12 protein-coding genes and 1 tRNA gene are annotated in these 18,455 nt (G+C 55.3%); 8 read left to right on the forward strand and 5 right to left on the reverse strand.

Annotated elements, in window-relative coordinates; translation table 11 throughout:
- Positions 1–157: 157 nt before the first annotated feature.
- Positions 158–940 (forward strand): SDR family NAD(P)-dependent oxidoreductase, encoded by a 783-nt coding sequence (locus ACLL9E_RS08270; RefSeq protein WP_411291264.1) that lies wholly within the window; start codon positions 158–160, stop codon positions 938–940.
- Between the two features lie 179 nt (positions 941–1,119).
- Here ACLL9E_RS08270 and prfB read toward each other — a convergent pair whose 3' ends face one another.
- The 3 genes from prfB to ACLL9E_RS08285 form a co-directional block, all read right to left on the reverse strand.
- Positions 1,120–2,247: a peptide chain release factor 2 gene (gene prfB, locus ACLL9E_RS08275; RefSeq protein WP_411291265.1), complete on the reverse strand. Its 1,128-nt coding sequence runs from the start codon at positions 2,245–2,247 to the stop codon at positions 1,120–1,122.
- A 118-nt stretch (positions 2,248–2,365) separates the two neighbouring features.
- Positions 2,366–4,894 carry a penicillin-binding protein 1A gene (locus ACLL9E_RS08280; RefSeq protein WP_411291266.1) on the reverse strand — a complete coding sequence of 843 codons (2,529 nt, stop codon included), beginning with the start codon at positions 4,892–4,894 and terminating at the stop codon, positions 2,366–2,368.
- 91 nt (positions 4,895–4,985) lie between these two features.
- Entirely contained in the window at positions 4,986–6,191 is a 1,206-nt protein-coding gene (locus ACLL9E_RS08285; protein ID WP_411291267.1) for an N-acetylmuramoyl-L-alanine amidase, read from the reverse strand.
- A gap of 538 nt (positions 6,192–6,729) precedes the next feature.
- On the opposite strand from ACLL9E_RS08285, the gene ACLL9E_RS08290 reads away from it, so the two are divergent.
- From ACLL9E_RS08290 to ACLL9E_RS08300, 3 genes are all read left to right on the forward strand, one after another.
- The gene (locus ACLL9E_RS08290) at positions 6,730–9,378 is read left to right on the forward strand and encodes an Rne/Rng family ribonuclease (protein WP_411291268.1); all 2,649 of its coding nucleotides are present in this window, start codon (positions 6,730–6,732) and stop codon (positions 9,376–9,378) included.
- Between the two features lie 136 nt (positions 9,379–9,514).
- Positions 9,515–10,852: a M48 family metalloprotease gene (locus ACLL9E_RS08295; protein ID WP_411291269.1), complete on the forward strand. Its 1,338-nt coding sequence runs from the start codon at positions 9,515–9,517 to the stop codon at positions 10,850–10,852.
- A 40-nt stretch (positions 10,853–10,892) separates the two neighbouring features.
- The gene (locus ACLL9E_RS08300; RefSeq protein WP_411291270.1) at positions 10,893–11,717 is read left to right on the forward strand and encodes a DsbA family protein; all 825 of its coding nucleotides are present in this window, start codon (positions 10,893–10,895) and stop codon (positions 11,715–11,717) included.
- Between the two features lie 13 nt (positions 11,718–11,730).
- On the opposite strand, the gene ACLL9E_RS08305 is transcribed toward ACLL9E_RS08300, so the two are convergent.
- Positions 11,731–12,417 (reverse strand): RlmE family RNA methyltransferase, encoded by a 687-nt coding sequence (locus tag ACLL9E_RS08305; protein ID WP_411291271.1) that lies wholly within the window; start codon positions 12,415–12,417, stop codon positions 11,731–11,733.
- A gap of 3 nt (positions 12,418–12,420) precedes the next feature.
- Complete coding sequence (locus ACLL9E_RS08310) at positions 12,421–13,605, reverse strand: Ppx/GppA phosphatase family protein (RefSeq protein WP_411291272.1); 1,185 nt, start codon at positions 13,603–13,605, stop codon at positions 12,421–12,423.
- A 169-nt stretch (positions 13,606–13,774) separates the two neighbouring features.
- On the opposite strand from ACLL9E_RS08310, the gene ACLL9E_RS08315 reads away from it, so the two are divergent.
- From ACLL9E_RS08315 to ACLL9E_RS08330, 4 genes are all read left to right on the forward strand, one after another.
- Positions 13,775–13,848, forward strand: a tRNA-Gln gene (locus tag ACLL9E_RS08315).
- 171 nt (positions 13,849–14,019) lie between these two features.
- Complete coding sequence (locus tag ACLL9E_RS08320; RefSeq protein WP_411291273.1) at positions 14,020–14,697, forward strand: ABC transporter ATP-binding protein; 678 nt, start codon at positions 14,020–14,022, stop codon at positions 14,695–14,697.
- Positions 14,687–17,212, forward strand: coding sequence for an FtsX-like permease family protein (locus ACLL9E_RS08325; protein WP_411291274.1), 2,526 nt, complete (start codon positions 14,687–14,689; stop codon positions 17,210–17,212). Before ACLL9E_RS08320 ends, ACLL9E_RS08325 begins: the two co-directional genes overlap by 11 nt.
- Complete coding sequence (locus ACLL9E_RS08330) at positions 17,209–18,285, forward strand: lipocalin-like domain-containing protein (protein ID WP_411291275.1); 1,077 nt, start codon at positions 17,209–17,211, stop codon at positions 18,283–18,285. Before ACLL9E_RS08325 ends, ACLL9E_RS08330 begins: the two co-directional genes overlap by 4 nt.
- The last annotated feature ends 170 nt before the right edge of the window (positions 18,286–18,455 follow it).

An 18,455-nucleotide genomic window follows, 5' to 3' on the forward strand; every position in this document is an offset into this window, starting at 1 on the left:
TGCTCTCTCCCGTGGCGCGCCTTATGCTTGCGAACTGCATAAGTGGAGTAGGTCCCGTGATTCAAGGCTAAACCGTGCAAATGCACTTCCACCCGGCCCAGATAGATCCGCGCCCGAGCGCGGCGCAACGATATCGCCTGAACACAGGAACAAGAATATGCCCAAGTTACAGAACAAATCCGCCCTCATCACGGGCGGCGCACGCGGCATTGGTGCCGCGATTGCCCGGCTTTTCGCGCAGGAAGGCGCGCAAGTCATCATCGCGGATGTAGATGCCGAAAACGGTTCGCTCTTGACGGCTGAACTGTCTGGTGCGTTTTTCCATCTGGATGTGTCGGCAGAAAAAGACTGGGATTTGCTGGCTGCAGCGCATCCCGTCGTGGACATCGTGGTCAACAATGCGGGCATCACCGGGTTTGAGGATAGCCCCGGTCCACATGATCCCGAAAACGCCACCCTCGCAGAATGGCACCGCGTCCATGCCGTCAACCTGGACGGAACGTTTTTGGGGTGCCGTTATGCGATCAAGGCGATGCGCGCCAAGGGTTCAGGCTCAATCATCAACATGTCCTCCCGCTCGGGGCTTGTGGGCATCCCGGGCGCCGCAGCCTACGCCTCGTCCAAGGCAGCCATTCGCAACCATAGCAAGTCGGTTGCACTCTACTGCGCAGGTCAGGGTCTCAAGATCCGCTGTAATTCGATACATCCGGCCGCTATCTTGACACCCATGTGGGAGGCAATGATCGGCGACGGACCGGGCCGCGATGCGCGGATGGCGGCGATGGTTTCAGATACCCCGCTCAAGCGTTTCGGCACTGTCGAGGAGGTTGCGGCTGTCGCGCTGCTGCTCGCATCGGATGATGCGAGCTACATGACGGGCAGCGAAATCCACCTCGACGGCGGGCTACTGGCCGGAAGCGCAGCCTCGCCGGGGGAATAGACTTTAGCGCCGCCGGAATGCTGTATTATCTGCCCCGTCGGCTTGCTGCATTGAGCAGATCAAATGTGGCCGATAGTTCTTTCATGCTGAACTTGTTTCAGCATCTTACTTTCACTTAAGTGCGACATTAGGATCCTGAAACAAGTTCAGGATGACCGAACTCGGCCATAGGGTTTGGTTCAATCCACATCGTCCACAGAAACCGCCTCGCCAGTCACGCGCTGTGCAAGCGCGGCGGCGATGAAGTTGTCGAGATCGCCGTCGAGTACGTCGCCGGGATTCGGAGACGTTACGCCAGTGCGCAAATCTTTCACCATCTGATAGGGCTGGAGCACATAGGAGCGAATTTGATGGCCCCAACCGATCTCGGTTTTGGCGGCATATTCGCCACTTGCCACTTCCTCGCGCTTGCGCAGTTCGGCTTCATATAGCCGCGCTTTCAACATCCCCATGGCGGTGGCTCGGTTCTTGTGCTGGCTGCGATCATTTTGGCTTGCAACAACAATGCCTGAAGGTTTGTGCGTAATACGGACGGCGGAATCAGTTGTGTTTACGTGCTGCCCGCCCGCGCCCGACGCCCTGTAGGTGTCGATCTTTAAATCGCCTTCGTTGATGTCAATCTCGATATTGTCATCGATAACGGGATAGACCCAGACACTTGAAAAGCTGGTATGCCGCTTGGCCGCGCTGTCATAAGGCGAGATGCGCACCAAGCGGTGGACGCCGCTTTCGGTCTTGGCGTAGCCATAAGCATTTTCGCCTTTCACGAGCAGCGTAGCCGACTTAATGCCTGCCTGATCGCCCGCCTGATAGTCCACCATTTCGACTTTATAGCCGCGCTGTTCTGCCCAGCGATAATACATGCGCTGAAGCATTTCGGCCCAATCCTGGCTTTCAGTGCCGCCTGCGCCCGCATGAATTTCGATGAAGGTATCGTTGCTATCTGCTTCGCCCGACAGCAATGCCGAAACCTTATCACGGTCCGCACGGTCAGCGAGCGCCTTCAGGGACTTGGCGGCGTCATCGCCAAGCTCGGCATCGCCTTCCATCTCGGCAAGCTCGATCAACTCAACCGTGCCCGCTTTGTCCGCATTGATTTCGCGCACAGTGCCAATGGCTGCATCCAGCCTGCGACGTTCGCGCATCACTTCCTCGGCGGCTTTGGGATTGTTCCACAGGGTTGGATCTTCAACCTTTGCATTCAACTCATCCAAACGACGCAAAGCGCGATCCCAATCAAGCGACATCTTGACGAGGTTAAGGGCGGCATCAATGCGGGCAACATAGCCTTCTGCGTCGGCGCGCATAAGAAACTCCAAGGGAATGAAAGAACAGCCGCGGCCTTTAACCGATTGGACGCTCAAGTCAAAGGTGGCAATGTCCCAAGGATATCAACGCTGCCACAAAAACATCAACATCCACAGACTAATAAATACCGCCTTCTTGTTGGATAAACTCTTGGTCGCGCTTTGTGCCAACACTGGCGCTGGGCGAAGTTGTCGTGCTCGCTGCACCGTCAGTCTGGCTCGTCGTTTTTTTCTTGGGCTTGTCCCCCCGCGCGGCAAGTTCATCCTGGCGAATGGAACGCTTTGGTTCAGTCTCGGCTTTAAAGGCTTCCCAAATGACAGCGCCTTTGGGGTCAGCCCCCGGCCATGCTCCATAGACCCGTTTCCCACTCTTGCGATCGATCCGGACAAGCCGTGTGCCCGCTGGGGCAACGAATGGTGTTTTAGGCATTCCGGCCATTGCAGTGCGTGCAAATTGCTTGAAGATTGGGGCAGCAAGTGAACTGCCCTGCGCGTAACCGCCCATGTTGCGTGGCTGGTCAAAGCCCAGATATAGCCCTGCGACAAGATGCGGTGATCCGCCAATGAACCAGACATTGGTTGGGCCAGTGGTGGTTCCGGTTTTGCCAAACAATGGCCGATCGAGTTCGCGCAACGTGACTGCTGTCCCGCGCTCAATGACGCCTTCCAACATGTGCACGACTTGATAGGCTGTAATCGGGTCCATGACTTGCTTACCCGCTGCGGCAAAGCGAGGCATCGGCTTGCCATTCCAATCGGGTGCGCGGCAGCCAGTGCATGACTTCCACTTGGCCGGCCAGATGACCTTGCCTTTGCGGTTCTGGGCGAAATCAATCAGCGTAGGTTTCAACTCGCGGCCATGATTAACCAGCATCGAATAAGCGTTGACCATTTTCAGCACGGTCGTGTCGCCTGCCCCTAACGCGTACGACAGATAATCAGGATAATCGCCTATCGACATGGCGCGGAATGTATCCGTCACATTGTCCATGCCCGATTCCGCGGCAGCTCGCACCGTCATCAGGTTGCGCGATTGTTCAAGGCCCCAACGCATGGTTTGCGGCCCTGCTCCGCTGCCGCTGAAATTGCGGAAGCATTTCTGACCCAGATTTGCACCTTGCCACACGCAATACGGGCCATCGACGATGATGGAGGTGGGTGTCATGCCATTGTCCAGCGCTGTTGCGTAGACAAAGGGCTTTATCGTAGAACCTGGCTGACGTTGGGCCTGTGTCGCACGATTGAAGCTAGAAATGCGGTTGTCAAAGCCGCCTTGAACGGCAAGGACGCGGCCATTATTCGGATTTTGTACAACCATACCGCCGCCAACCTCGGGCACACTACGGACGACAAAACTGTTTGTACCTTGCGGCGCGACTGCAATGACATCACCAGCCTTCATGGCCGCTGGACCACCGTTCAACCGGGCAATTGTGCCGTCGGCAAATCCCACCCGGCCCTTGCCAAGCGCAACCCCGGCCCGCCAGTTCGCGTAATCGATGCCGATGTTCGTAGACGCAAAACGTGATGGCCATTCATCGTCGGTCACATCGATCGTGCCGAGATTTGCCTTCCAGGCTTTCCCCGCATTGTATCGAAGCAGACCATCGCGCAACGCCTTGGTTGCAAGCAATTGATATTCAGGGTTCATGGATGAGCGCACCCACAAGCCGCCCGAATAGACGCTATATGGTCCTGCGCTGTCGGTTTCCCCGAATTTTTCGATCAGTTGGCGGCGCACTTCTTCCGCAAAATACCCACCAATATTTTTATATCCGGTTCCGCGCTGGGTAACGAGACCAAGCGGCTGAGCACGGGCAGAAGCAAGCTGCGGATCGGTAATCCATTCATTGGCGCGCATTTCGCCAAGCACCCAGTTGCGCCGCGCAATCGCTAGTTCAGCGTTTTTTGCCCGGCCATACCGTTCGGGGGCCTTCGGCAAAATCGCCAAAAACGCCATTTCATGCAATTGAAGCTGATCAACACTTTTCGCAAAATAGGCTTGTGCCGCCGCTTCGACGCCGAATGCCTGCCGCCCAAGCGCGATTTCGTTAAGGTATAGCGATAGGATCTGCGGCTTGGTCAACGCATTCTCGATACGCTTTGCAAGTATCGCCTCTTTCACCTTGCGGGTGTAGCTATATTCGTTTGTCAGCAATAAGTTTTTTGCCACCTGCTGCGTAATAGTCGACGCACCACGCGAGCGTTTGTTGCTAAAAATGTTGTCAAAGAGGGCTGACACAATACCTGGATAATCGATCCCGCCATGGCTGAAAAACGTCTTATCCTCAGCCGCAAGATAGGCATGCACCAGTGTTTTTGGAAAATCAGCATATTCCAACTGAACGCGCCGTTCACGGGCGTAACTATGAAAAGGCTCGCCATTGACGTCGCGCACTACTGTGGGCAGTGGCGATTCATACTCGATGAGTGCCTCGGCATCAGGAAGGTTTCGGGCAAATATAGTCCATGCCAAGAGAATAAGGGCGAAAAACACGAGAACGGCATAAGTAGCCAGACGAAAGCGCTTGCTTTGCCACCAACCCAGCCATTTATCCCGCCACCGTCCGAAAAATCCCTCGGCATCGCGTTTCAGGGTGTAGCTGATGGGCTTGGGCCCTTCGGCGGGTGGGGGGGCGTTATTCATTGCGGGCCCTATCTAGCCGATTTGCTGGGCAGGTCCAGAATCTTAATGCGCAAAAAGACGGGAAACTGTCGTGTCAACTCAAGCCAACACTTTAACGCACAGAGATCCGCCTTGCGAAATGGACCTGGATTGCGTCGGCGAGGGCCCTTGCCACCTTGCGCTGTCCACCAGCGGAGGACAAAAATTTGACGTCACCTTCATTACTTAAATAGCCCGTTTCAAACAACACCGAGGGTGTGTCAGGTGCCTTCAAAACAATGAACGAGGCAAAGCGGTGCGAATTGCCACGAATGCGCATATTTGGCATTGCCTCGCGCAGCAACAATTTTGCAAAATCGGCAGAAACATTCATCGTCTCGCGTTGCGTAAGGTCAATGAGGATTGATGAAACATTGGCGTCCGCCCCGCCCAGATTCACGCCATTGATGATATTCGCCTTGTTTTCGCGTGCGGCCAGCCGCTGTGCCTCCCGGTCCGAGGCAATTTCCGATAATGTATATACCGTGCCGCCATTTGCCTCGGGGTTTTCGGCGCTATCGGCATGAATGGAGATGAACAGGTCTGCATTGAGCTTTCGGGCCAACTGATAACGGTCTTGCAGTACAATAAATTTGTCCGAATCCCGAGTTAGCGCGACGCGCACGCGTCCGCTTTTGAGCATTTCATCTCGCACGGCCTTGGCAATCGCCAAGGTTACATTTTTTTCCTGAAGCCCTCCGTGCGGACTGATCGCGCCGGGGTCATGACCGCCGTGGCCCGCATCTATCACAACCAATGGAAGGCTCTCATCGGCAGGGCCGCTTATTGCAGGTAAGCTCTTTCCGACATTTGTCCGAATGGGCGCAGTGACTTCGTAACGTCGCTTCGGCGGCTCTGCGCGAAATGCCAGCGGGGGCAGAATCTCGGTTTTGCCATGCGCAATCCTGACCGAGAATTCTGTCGGTGCCGCTGGCGTCAAGTTAACCCGAAAGCTCTTGCCATCCGCAGTAAAAGTGCCGCCTGTCACAAGTGCAGGTTCAGCAAGGTCCAATATAATTCGCGCCGTGTCAGTGCTGAGCTGTCCCTGACGGATGGTCTGGATAGGTCCGCGTGCTAATGCTGATCGGCCGGCAATCGCGCCAAATATCTCCACGGCAATGCCATTTGGCTCTGCAAGCGCGAAGCTGTTCACTTTATCAACTACGTCGGCAAACTCAACAATGACCGCGCCGTCCTGCGTCGATGTCTTCTGAATCGTTCCACCCATCGCAGGCGAAGCTAAAATTGGTATGGCAACAGACAGCAAAATGGAAAACATGGATGACTTATGCGACTGCGCAACAATCTTCGTCCAGAATTTTATTTGTCCCACATTGCTGCTACCCCGCATATTCGTGACAATATCGGCCAATGCGGGATGGTCTGGAGCTGTCGCGACATGGTTAATGACAAATTAAGAATAAAAACAGATCACCTATGACGTAAATCAGCAGCAGAATCGCGCGACGCCCTTGCCGACAACCTGCGGGAGTGCTAGCGCCTACGTACAGGGAGTTTTTCGTGAATTTCCCGATAATCCGCCGTTCGGACATTTCTGCACGGCAACGCAACAGGTTGACGCTACATGAGGCATGATATTTCCAACAACGCCGCCCGATCAGGGAATGGCGCATGGGTTGGAATTCAAGCGCGCGCGATACACGCCCGCCATGCACAAGCAGCAGACGCAATTCTCTCTTTTCCACCATATCGCTTTGCCGACATGAACGCTTTGCGTCGGAACCGGCAATGCATCAACAATGAAGCGAGCGGCCTTTGGGTCACAACCAGGCGTTATGCTCGCTGGAGTAAATTACATGACAACGCGTATGCTAATCGACGCGCGTCACCGGGAGGAAACCCGGGTCGCAGTCGTAACAGGGAACCAAATTGAGGAATTTGATTTTGAATCAGCTGAGCACAAGCAGCTCAAAGGAAACATCTACCTCGCGAAAGTAACCAGAGTCGAACCGTCGCTTCAAGCGGCCTTTGTCGATTATGGCGGCAACCGCCACGGATTTTTGGCTTTCGCCGAAATTCACCCGGACTATTACCAAATTCCGCGCGAGGACCGTGAACGGCTGTTGGCTGAAGAAGCCGAAGCTGCAGCAGAAGAAGCCGCCCTGCGTGAGCAGGAGGAAGAAGAAAGCGACGAACCTGCAGACATTATGCAGGGTTCTGCAGAGCGCGAAGACGACGTTACTGACCTGATCGAAGTCGACTCCGACGACAGCATCGACACCATTGACATGACGGAGGGCGAAGAACCCGACCTCAACAATGGCGACGAGTCCGATGAAGACGACCGCGGCGAAACCGAACGTGGCGAAGGTGAAGGCGACAACGGCCGCAATAACCGTCGCCGTCGTGGTCGCGGCGGACGCAACGGCGAGAGCCGTGCGCCAAAGGCAAGTGACGAGGTGCGTGCCAAGCGCATGAACTTGCGCCGCAGGTACAAGATTCAGGACGTCATTCATCGCCGGCAGGTCTTGTTGGTTCAGGTTGTCAAAGAGGAACGCGGCAACAAGGGTGCAGCGCTCACGACGTATTTAAGTCTGGCCGGACGATATTGCGTGTTAATGCCAAACACATCGCACGGTGGTGGTATCAGTCGCAAAATCCACAGTGCAGCGGATCGCAAAAGGCTGAAGTCGATCATTTCCGACCTCACCTTGCCCTCCACGATGGGTTGCATCATCCGAACGGCGGGCCTTGCCCGCACAAAGCCGGAAATCAAGCGGGACTTTGATTACCTGGCGCGACTTTGGGACGAAATCCGCGAGCGCACATTGCGCGGTGCAGCACCCATGCTGATCCATACCGACAGCGATCTGATCAAACGTGCCATCCGCGATATTTATAACAAGGATATCGACGAGGTGTTTGTCGAAGGACCCGATGGCTACAAGGCCGCCAAGGACTTTATGAAGCTGCTGATGCCGAGCCATGCAAAGCGCGTTCAGCATTATGCCGATCCAGTTCCGTTGTTCCAGCGCTATCATGTCGAAGACCAGCTGAACGCAATGTATCAGCCAATCGTCCAATTGAAATCCGGTGGCTATATCGTCATTAACCCGACTGAAGCACTGGTTTCAATCGACATCAACTCAGGCCGTTCGACCAAAGAACACGGTATCGAACAAACCGCGCTGTCTACAAACCTCGAAGCAGCACGCGAGATCGCCCGACAGTTGCGCTTGCGTGATATGGCCGGTCTCGTTGTAATCGACTTCATTGACATGGAGCACCACTCGAACGCCCGCAAGGTCGAGCGCGCAATGAAAGAGGCGCTAAAGCATGACCGCGCCCGCATTCAGGTGGGGCGTATCTCCAGCTTCGGTTTGATGGAAATGAGCCGCCAACGCCTGCGCACTGGCGTTCTGGAAGCGTCCACACGCGAATGTCCACATTGTGAAGGCACCGGCCTTGTGCGGACCGCATCATCAGCTGCCTTGTCCGCGCTGCGTCTTATCGAAGACGAATCCGCAAAGGGCAATGGCAACCAGATCGTGTTGCAGGCAAGCCAAGAGGCGACAATCTATTGCCTCAACAACAAACGAGCTGAACTGGCTGCGATCGAAGACCGCTACCATGTCCGCGTTCTAATCGTTCCGAATGGCGAGACTGAAGGTGCAAAACTTGCGGTGTCCAGTTCGGGCCCACGTCCAGAGCGCCCTGTCGCTCTGCCGCCCATTATTGATATCGAAGACGACGATATCGAAGATGAATTTGACGATGTCGAAGACGATATTGAGGAAGTTGAAGACGTAGCGCGTGAACCACGCCGTGCCCGTGACGAACGTCCACGCGAAGACGGCGAAGCAGCAGAGGGCCGCAAGCGCAAGCGTCGCCGTGGACGCCGCGGTGGCAAGGGTCGTGAACGTGATGGCCGTCCGGAGGGCGAAGAGTCGCGTGCGGACGACAATGAGGCTGCTGGCGATACTCCACCGGAAAATGGCCTGGTTGAAACCGTTGAGGCTGACACCGATAGCAAGCCCAAGGCACGTCGCGGGCGTCGGGGTGGCAGAGGCCGTGACCGTCAGGAAGCGGGCATAGAAGCTGCGACTGAGACGGTTCAACCCGCCAAAGCAACGCAAGCCGAACCTGCCGAGGAACCCGACGCAAAGCCAAAGCGCCGCAGTCGCGCAAAACCAAAAGCCGAAACGGTTGCCGTTGATACCGAAGTGGCGGCGCAAACAACCGACGCGCCTGCGACTACCGACAAACCTTCGGCAGCCAAGGTGAAGGCACCTGCAAAGCCCCGCGGCAAAGCGAAGGAAAAAACCGTGGATGTTGCTGAAGCGGTGGCCGAAGAAGCTCCCGACGCTCCCAAGCCACCAACGAAAACACCGCGGAAAAAGGCCGTCGCAAAGGATTCGCCTCAGGACGTGACCTCAAGTGCTCCGGAAGCGGGGACCGAAGATGGTCCCCCTCGCACCGGTTGGTGGCAACGTACATTCGGCTAAGCCGCATTGGAAAAACACATCAGCCCCGCCAGTTATCAACTGGCGGGGCTTTGTTTTGCCTAACTTCTTCATTGCGTGTTCATACAGATCGCGCCATTCACTTTGTATGAGCCAAATTGCGTTTCGCGCCATCCGCATGGCATTTGTCCTATTTCTTGCTGTCGTCGTGGCAATCCAGCCAGCAATGGCACAATCGATTTTGCGCGATGCCGAAACCGAAGCATTTTTTGACGAGATTTCGGCTCCGCTGATTGCCGCAGCAGGTTTGGATCCAAACAATGTCGACATCATTCTGATCAACGACAAATCGATCAACGCGTTTGTGGCGGGCGGTCAGGCCGTTTATCTGCATAGCGGGTTGCTGGACGCCGCAACGTCCGCAAACGAAGTGCAAGGTGTCATTGCCCACGAACTTGGTCATGTAGTCGGCGGCCACGTTGTGCGTTTCGATGAAGGCATTTCTGCCGCCAGCGGTATCAGCATCGCCAGCCTGATTTTGGCGGCAGCAGCCATCGCTGCGGGTGCAGGCGAAGCCGGTATGGGAATTATGTCGGCTGGGCAACAAGCAGCTATGGGCAAGTTTCTTGCCTATAGCCGCGGGCAGGAAGGCACCGCCGACGCTTCGGGTGCGCAATATTTGTCGAAGGCTGGGATCACCGGCCGGGGTTCCATCAGTTTTTTCAAGAAGCTTCAAAATTTTGAATTCCGCTTGGGTATACCTCAAGAGGACAGCTACGGTCGAACCCACCCTTTGTCGGGCGAGCGCATCGCTGTTTTACAAGACACCTATTCCGCCGACCCTGCATGGAACACGCCGCTGAACCCCAAATGGGAAAATGACTTTAAGCGTATTAAGGCCAAGCTCACCGGCTATCTTGCCGATCCAAACGTGACATTTCGGGATTATCCTGACTCTGACAAGTCGGTTCCTGCGCGTTATGCGCGGGCTTATGCGTGGCATAAATCAGCTTATCCACAAAAGGCTCTCGATGAATCCTCTGCGCTTGTCGCATCTGCTCCAGATGACCCCTATTTTCTGGAACTGCACGGACAAATTCTATTGGAATCGGGTCGGCCAGCGGACGCAATAATTCCATTGCGCAAGGCAGTCAATCTGACCGGGAACCAGCCATTAATTGCCGCGATATTTGGACATGCCTTGATCGCCACTGAAGACAAATCACAACTCGACGAAGCTGTCCAAGTTCTAAAAGCTGCGGTCACAAAGGATAATCAAAACCCTTTTGCTTGGTACCAGCTCGGTGTGGTTTATGAACAAAAAGGCGATACGGCACGGGCCGCGCTGGCGAGCGCCGAGCGCTATTTGATGGAAGGAGCACCGCAATTTGCCTTGCCTAATGCACAAACTGCAATGGCCGGCCTGCCTGAAAATTCGCCCGACTGGATCAGAGCGCAGGATATTAATATGGTCGCCGAGGCAAAGCTGGCGTCATTGAAAAAGCGTCGCCGCTAAATTGCTGGCAGAAAAGCACGTTCAACGCTAACGAGCAACTATGACCGAACATGCCCCAAACCGACGGATTATCCTTGCAACACTTGTTGCTGGGCTGACCATATTGCTTGCGTTAGGGGCGTATATCTTCTGGCCGACCCCTGCCCCGGTTCGGCCATTTAATGTTGTACCTACAGCCGATGGCGCAACCAAATCTGCAGATGAGGCTGTTGCAGCAGCTGGCATGTCCCCGGCTGATCGGAGGGCGACCGAGGCTCTCGTAAAAGCTTATATCCTCGAAAATCCCGAAATAATTACAGATGCGGTCGCCATCCTTCAGCGGCGCGAAGTATCCAAAAGGTTGACCGCAGCCGGGAACGAAATCGCCAAACCGTTTCCCGGAGCAGAGGCCGGAAATCCAAAGGGTGACATTACAATCGTCGAGTTTACAGATTATAATTGTGGTTTCTGCCGCGCGAGCGTGCCTGATGTGCAACGGCTGTTAAAAAGCGATGGCAATATCAGGCTTGTTTATCGCGAACTGCCGATCCTGAGCCAGTCCAGTAGGACTGCTGCCTTATGGGCCCTCGCCGCCGCACGACAGGGCAAGCATAAGGCATTTCATGACGCGCTGTTCGCTGGTGGTCGTGCGGAAGAGTCCAGTATTGTCGCCGCCGCAAGGACCGCCAGGCTGGACATAGATGCCGCGCGGACATTTGCCGCGTCACCGCAAGCGTCTCAAGAGATTGAACGTAACCTTGCGATGATGCAGCAGATTGGTTTCAATGGGACGCCGACCTTCATCATTGGCGACCAAATATTGGAAGGTGCTCTCGGATTTGATGCGCTAAAAAGCGCAGTTGAAAAAGCACGCCGGCAGGGCTGACACGGTTTTTTAGTTAGACTTTTTTACCTTGCGCAATGACATACCATTCCACCGAGCCCTTTCGGCTTGCCGGCGGCTTTGCATGTTTAACCGTGGTGAAGTTCGTCTTCAAAATACTTAACATTGCGGGGTCGGTTCCGCCCGCAAACACCTTTGCGACAAAATCGCCACCTGGCATGAGGACTTTGACTGCAAAATCGACGGCAGCTTCGACAAGCCCCATAGTGCGCAAATGGTCTGTCTGTTTATGTCCAACGGTATTCGCCGCCATATCGGACAAAATGAGGTCAGGCGGGCTCCCAAGCTCGGCTATCAGCCTGTCAGGCGCGCAGTCATGCATAAAATCCATTTCAAGCAAAACAACACCCTCGATCGGATCAACCGGCAGAATGTCGATGCCAACGATCGCGGCCTTTGGCTGTTGCCTGCGGACAACCTGCGCCCACCCGCCAGGCGCAACCCCCAAATCAACGACAGCCTTTTTACCCCGCAGAATGTGGAATTTCTCGTCAAGTTCGACTAACTTATACGCGGCGCGGCTTCGATAGCCTTCACCGTGCGCACGCTTCACATAAGGGTCGTTAAGTTGACGTTCGAGCCAACGCGTGGATTGCGCCGTGCGCCGCTTCGCGGTCTTGACCTTTTGCTTGCCTGCAAGGGTGCGACCTGAGTCTTTGCCACCAAAAAGATTATTCGCCATATCTCAGTTCCGTCGATTGCGACGCTTGGCGTCGCTTGCCATCAGGGCGCGTAATATACCCTCGCGAATGCCACGGTCGGCAACGCCCAACCGCTCTCCGGGCCATATGTCAAATATGGATTCGAGAATAGCGCAGCCTGCCACCACCAGATCAGCGCGCTCGTGACCAATAGTTGGAAACTCCGCCCGCCCTTGAATGTTTCGGCGGGCAAGTTCGCCGCTGATGTCGCGCATGGCCGCGGTCGGCAAATGCAGCCCATCGACCGCACGCCGGTCGTAGCTGTTGAGCTTCAAATAGACACTCGCAAGCGTCGTAACCGTCCCTGAAGTTCCCAACAGTCGACGCTCACCCCCGTCTTTGGGAAGCCGGGCAGCAAAGTCTGAGAAGCTGGCCATGACTTTATCGCGCATGGATTTGTAGACAGCTTTCAATTGCTCCGGACTGTCGCCCTCTGACCGTTCACTTTCCGTCAGCGACACAACGCCCCAAGGAACGCTGACCCAATCAAGTATTTCAGGCACCAGCCCAGTCGTGGACACAAGGACTAACTCAGTTGAGCCCCCCCCAATGTCGAATATTAAAGCCGGGCCCTCGCCGGATTCAAGCAGTGCGTGGCACCCCATCACCGCCAAGCGCGCTTCTTCCTTGGGCGTGATAATATCGAGGTGAATCCCCGTTTCGCGTTTTACGCGCTCAATAAATTGTGCGCCATTTACGGCTTGACGACAGGCTTCGGTAGCAACCGACCGTGCCAGCACAACGTTACGTTTTTTAAGCTTGTCTGCACACACGGAGAGCGCTTCAACAGCGCGGTCCATCGCCTCGTCGCTCATTCTCCCGGTAGACGTTAGCCCCTCGCCCAAGCGCACAACACGCGAAAACGCGTCTACGACGGTAAAATCGTCCCCACCTGCCCGCGCAATGAGCAATCGACAATTGTTAGTCCCAAGATCAAGCGCCGCATAAGCTGTGCGTTCAAGCCAGTTTCTCCGCATTACCACTTGGCGCGCTTGCGGTGTTTCAACCGGGGTATCTGAAAAAGTGGTCGCTACATCGGAACGCGCTGCGCCATCTGCTGAAGCATGCTGCATTTTTGCAGCCTTTGGCGCCGCATTTTTGTGACGGGGCGGCTTTTTGCGTTTTCGCCCGCGTCCCTTTTGCGGCGATGGTGCGACATTCTCGCCCATAGCCGATAACTCACTTCTTATTTTCTATCCGGGCGAATATGCCGCCGGTACCTACCGACCGTGCTACCCGCTGACAGTTAAAAATTCAACATTTTTGAATGTTGCCCATTTCGTCCGGATTCAGCGGGTTGACCACATAAGGGCACCCGCATATACGCGCGGCCTCTGTTCCCCGGTCGTCTAACGGTAAGACTACGGACTCTGACTCCGTCTATTGAGGTTCGAATCCTTACCGGGGAACCAGTATAAATCATTAATATATTGCAATAATTACAATAGCCAGCCATCTTTAGTATAGCGAGAAATTGCGGTCTCTCACATCCCGTTCTAGCCAGACAATTGTTTTGATGGCATGTGCGATATTGCTCCTTTGCGCTATTAAGCGCTCTGGTTCTTTAAACTGAGAGAAACCCGTTGACCTCATTGCTTGAATTGCGCGCGCTTACGAAAAGCGTCCCGGGTGGTCGCGTGCTGTTTCAAGACCTCTCTCTGTCCGTCGCACCTGGCGAACTTGTAGCTATTGTGGGCGAATCCGGATCCGGCAAATCAACACTACTCAACATGGCTGCCGGGCTTGAACGTTATGATGCGGGTCAGATCCTGATTGGTGGCGAGGATCTAGCGCTGCTCGATGAGCAAGGATTGACGGACCTCCGCCGCCGCCAGATCGGCTTTGTATTCCAGGCCTTCCATATTTTACCCTATCTCACACTTCGCCGAAATGTTGCATTGCCGCTGGCGCTGGCAGCAGGCGACAAAAACGACATTGATGCGCGCGCTGATGCAATGATAGAATTGGTGGGCCTTGGTAACAGGGGTAGTGACTATGCGCGAGATTTGTCGGGCGGTGAGTTACAGCGCATCGCGATCGCACGCGCATTAATCCACAAACCTGCGTTGATCTTGGCTGATGAGCCAACCGGCAATCTGGATAGCGAGACTGCTGCGCGGATTTTACAGTTGTTCGCAGATTCTACACGAAATTCGGGATCCGCTGGTTTGCTCGTGACCCACTCTGCGGCTGCGGCGGCAATCGCGGACCGGACATTGGTACTGACAGCCACCGGGCTCGCACCTGTCAATGTCAAGTAACCCGTCAAGGGCGCTCGGCTGGTTAATCATCGGCGAATGGCGTCAGCATCCCGGCCGCATACTCCTCGCCGTTGTAGCTATTGCCGTCGGAGTCGCGCTTGGATTTGCAGTGCATTTGATCAACGGATCGGCGTTGACTGCTTTTGGTCAAGCCGTGAGCACCGTGAATGGCGCAGCTGATCTCCAAGTTAAAGCTGCCAGCGATCTTGGCTTTGACGAGGCGCTTTACGCAAAGGTGATTGGTGTCGAGGGCGTCGCTGATGCAAGCCCGGTAGTGGTGCTCAACGCAAACGACGCAAATGGTCGGCCCTTTCGTTTGCTTGGGCTTGATGTGCTTCGCGCAGCCGAGGTCACGCCAAGCCTGATCGGTGCCCCTGCCAATGCGGGTGCTGGCAATGGCGACGACATGTTCGCCGGCAACGCCCTATTCCTCTCCAAAGACGCACTGACGGCGGGGAAACTGCGCGTCGGTGACACTGTAACCATAAACGCAAATGGACGGGCGCAGCCGATGGTCGTGCGTGGTCTCTTACCCGGCATAGCCGAGGGCCGCCGCGTAGGCGTCATGGATATCGCGGCGGCACAATATCTATTTGGACGGCTCGGAAAGATTGATCGGATTGATTTGAAGTTGGAACCGGATGTCCAACCAGGTGATGTCCGGGCTATGCTTGCAATATTGCTCCGATCTGATGCAATCGTTAGTGACGAGAATGATAATGCACAACAAAGCGATGCACTCTCGAGGGCTTATCGGGTAAATCTGTCGATGTTAGCGCTCGTTGCATTGTTCACTGGCACCTTCCTTGTGTATTCAACACAATCTCTGTCGGTTGCGCGGCGTTTGCAGAGTTTTGCCTTGCTCCGCACTTTAGGTCTTCAACGTAACGGGATAGTTGCCTTAGTCACTATTGAGGGTGCTCTTGCTGGTCTCATTGGCGCTGTTGCTGGGATAGTACTCGGGCTTGGCCTTGCAGTCATTGCCATCAACATTCTTGGCGGCGATCTCGGGAGCGGAATATTCAGCGATGCCCCGCCTGCTTTGGTCTTTGCGCCGTTAGCAGCCGCTGGATTCTTCGCGCTCGGCGTGGCCGCTGCGGTCGGAGGCAGCTGGATTCCGGCTTTGCAAGGCGCGCGCGCAGCACCCGCCGCGGCGTTAAAAAATGCCGGCGATAGTGTTGATCCACGCAATCCGCTGCGCGCGCGCCTGCCCATTGCCCTGCTCGTAACCGGCATAGCGGCTGCATCGTTACCCGCAGTCGGCGGCCTGCCGTTGTTTGGCTATCTGTCGGTGGCGTTGCTGTTGGCTACTGGCATAACAGCGATGCCCTGGCTCGCACGCACGTTGCTAACGCCCTTAGTTCGCAGGCCGCGGCGAAGCGTAGCAACAGATTTGGCAATTCAGCATTTGTATGGCGCACCACGCGCTGCCGCTACAGCATTGTGCGGCATCGTCGCTAGCACAGCCTTAATGATCGCTATGGCCGTGATGGTTACAAGCTTTCGAGGCGCTGTTGATAACTGGCTGGGTGAGATATTAACGGGCGACCTCTATGTCCGTTCTGAACCAGGCTGGGGCGGTTTCGATGAAGCCGCTCAAGATACGATGGCAGCGGCGCCTGGTGTCAAGATTATGCTGTTCAACAAGCAAGTACCCATAACGCTTCAACCTGATCAGCCGCCCATAACGCTAATCGTGCGTCCTGTGGGCGAAGGCCCTGCGGATCTTAAAGTGATCGGGAGTGAAGCAACGCCGCCAACCGGAACCGTCGCGGTCTGGATATCCGAACCTGCCGCGCGAATTTTGAAACGCGAAGTTGGCGATACGATTAGCTTACCAATCGGCAGGAATACTCAGTTCATGGTTGCAGGCATTTGGCGCGATTATTCCCGGCAGCAAGGCGCAATCGTGATCGACGGTACAGACTATATCCGGCTGACTGGTGACCGCGTGCGGGATGATGCTCTGGTGATATTGCAACCGGGTGCTGCCATTACAGATGTGCAGCGGACAATACGGGCAGCTGCACCGACAATATTACAGTCACGACTATCCATGGCAGAACCCGCAACGCTTCGGACCTTGGCCTTGTCGATATTCGATCGAAGTTTCGCCATTACCTATATGTTGGAAGCCATCGCGATTATTGTCGGGTTGGCAGGTGTCGCGGCAACAGCCTCGGCGCAGGCAAACGCCCGAAAACGCGAGTTTGGTATGTTGCGTCACATTGGTGTCGGGCGCGGCCAAATTATTGCCATGCTGGGTGTCGAGGGCGCGTTATTGGGTGCAATTGGCGGGGTCGTCGGTGTGACGTTGGGTATAGGGATTAGCCAAGTGCTCATTCACGTTATCAATCCGCAATCTTTCAATTGGACCATGACGACTCAACTTCCCCTTCTGCTGATGATTATGGTCGTGATCGCCTTGATTGCGGCCTCGGCGATCACTGCAATGCTTGCCGGCAGGCAGGCCGTATCAACGGACGCAATTCGCGCAGTGAGGGCAGACTGGTGATCCGCTGGTTCTTCTTTGGTATAGCCGCTTATGCGCTCACCACCGCCAGCGTGGCACAGACGCCAGACTTCAGCTACCCCGACGTTGAACCCGGTCGCGCATTTACATTTCCCCAAGATCACGGGGCGCACCCTGATTACCGCACTGAATGGTGGTACGTGACAGGCACGGTGAAAACCACAAAGGGCGAGGAATTAGGATTTCAAATTACCTTCTTTCGCACGCGCCCCCGTGTAGATGCGCGCAACCCGAGCAAGTTTGCACCGCAGCAAATTCTGTTTGCGCATACCGCAGTTTCTGATCCATCGATTGGCAAGCTGCTGCATGATCAGCGGTCAGCGCGCAGTGGTTTCGGCATCGCAGAAGCCAAGGTTGGTGACGCCGATATTCGCATTAAGGACTGGCGCTTTTTGCGTCTGCCCGACGGTCGGTTTGCCGCAAAAATAAAAGCGCGTGGCTTTTCGCTCAATCTCTTGTTCAAGCCGACGCAACCAGCAATTTTGCAAGGTGAACGGGGCTATAGTCAAAAAGGGCCCGATCGCAAATCGGCGAGCTATTATTACTCGCTGCCGCAAATGGCTGTGACAGGAACAATTACCCGGGGGGAGTCAACGGCCAAAGTTACCGGACGTAGCTGGCTCGACCGTGAATGGTCATCACGCTTACTGGGCGCAGGGGCGGTAGGTTGGGACTGGGTCGGGCTTAATTTCGACGATGGTAGTTCGTTAATGGCGTTCCGCGTGCGTGGAAAGAATGGCCGCGCTGCTTGGGCTGGTGGAACATATCGCCGAGCAAATGGAAATGACCTAACGCTTAAACCAAACGACGTCCGTTTTACGCCCACACGTACATGGCGGTCAAAACGTACCGGGGCGGTATATCCCGTCGCGCAAATTCTGACGATCAAGCTGCCCGAAGGTGAAAAACGTCTGGAGCTAACACCTATGTTTGCCGACCAGGAACTGGATGCCCGGTCCAGCGGGTTACCCGTATATTGGGAAGGTTTAGTGCGTACGCAGAATGGCCGCGGTTACCTAGAGTTGACGGGATATGCAGCACCGCTGTCAATGTAACACGCTCTGACACAGATATGATAAAGGTCCCGACCATCTCGAGTGACAAAATTTGGCCGTTATTGACGGTCGGCATGTTTGGAAGCTGTCTCCATCTTTGCGAAAGCTGCCGTTTCGTCTTGCTGTTTCTGACCGTGCTCGGCGTGAGAGATAGGGCTGCGGAAAAATCA

It is taken from the genome of Sphingorhabdus sp. (assembly GCF_046596595.1).
In the GTDB taxonomy this organism is placed as follows: domain Bacteria; phylum Pseudomonadota; class Alphaproteobacteria; order Sphingomonadales; family Sphingomonadaceae; genus Sphingorhabdus_B.

Coding starts and splice junctions, on each gene's coding strand:
- ACLL9E_RS08270 (WP_411291264.1), top strand. CDS start 158: ATGCCCAAGTTACAGAACAAATCCGCCCTCATCACGGGCGGCGCACGC.
- prfB (WP_411291265.1), bottom strand. CDS start 2,247: ATGCGCGCCGACGCAGAAGGCTATGTTGCCCGCATTGATGCCGCCCTT.
- ACLL9E_RS08280 (WP_411291266.1), bottom strand. CDS start 4,894: ATGAATAACGCCCCCCCACCCGCCGAAGGGCCCAAGCCCATCAGCTAC.
- ACLL9E_RS08285 (WP_411291267.1), bottom strand. CDS start 6,191: ATGTTTTCCATTTTGCTGTCTGTTGCCATACCAATTTTAGCTTCGCCT.
- ACLL9E_RS08290 (WP_411291268.1), top strand. CDS start 6,730: ATGACAACGCGTATGCTAATCGACGCGCGTCACCGGGAGGAAACCCGG.
- ACLL9E_RS08295 (WP_411291269.1), top strand. CDS start 9,515: ATGGCATTTGTCCTATTTCTTGCTGTCGTCGTGGCAATCCAGCCAGCA.
- ACLL9E_RS08300 (WP_411291270.1), top strand. CDS start 10,893: ATGACCGAACATGCCCCAAACCGACGGATTATCCTTGCAACACTTGTT.
- ACLL9E_RS08305 (WP_411291271.1), bottom strand. CDS start 12,417: ATGGCGAATAATCTTTTTGGTGGCAAAGACTCAGGTCGCACCCTTGCA.
- ACLL9E_RS08310 (WP_411291272.1), bottom strand. CDS start 13,605: ATGGGCGAGAATGTCGCACCATCGCCGCAAAAGGGACGCGGGCGAAAA.
- ACLL9E_RS08325 (WP_411291274.1), top strand. CDS start 14,687: ATGTCAAGTAACCCGTCAAGGGCGCTCGGCTGGTTAATCATCGGCGAA.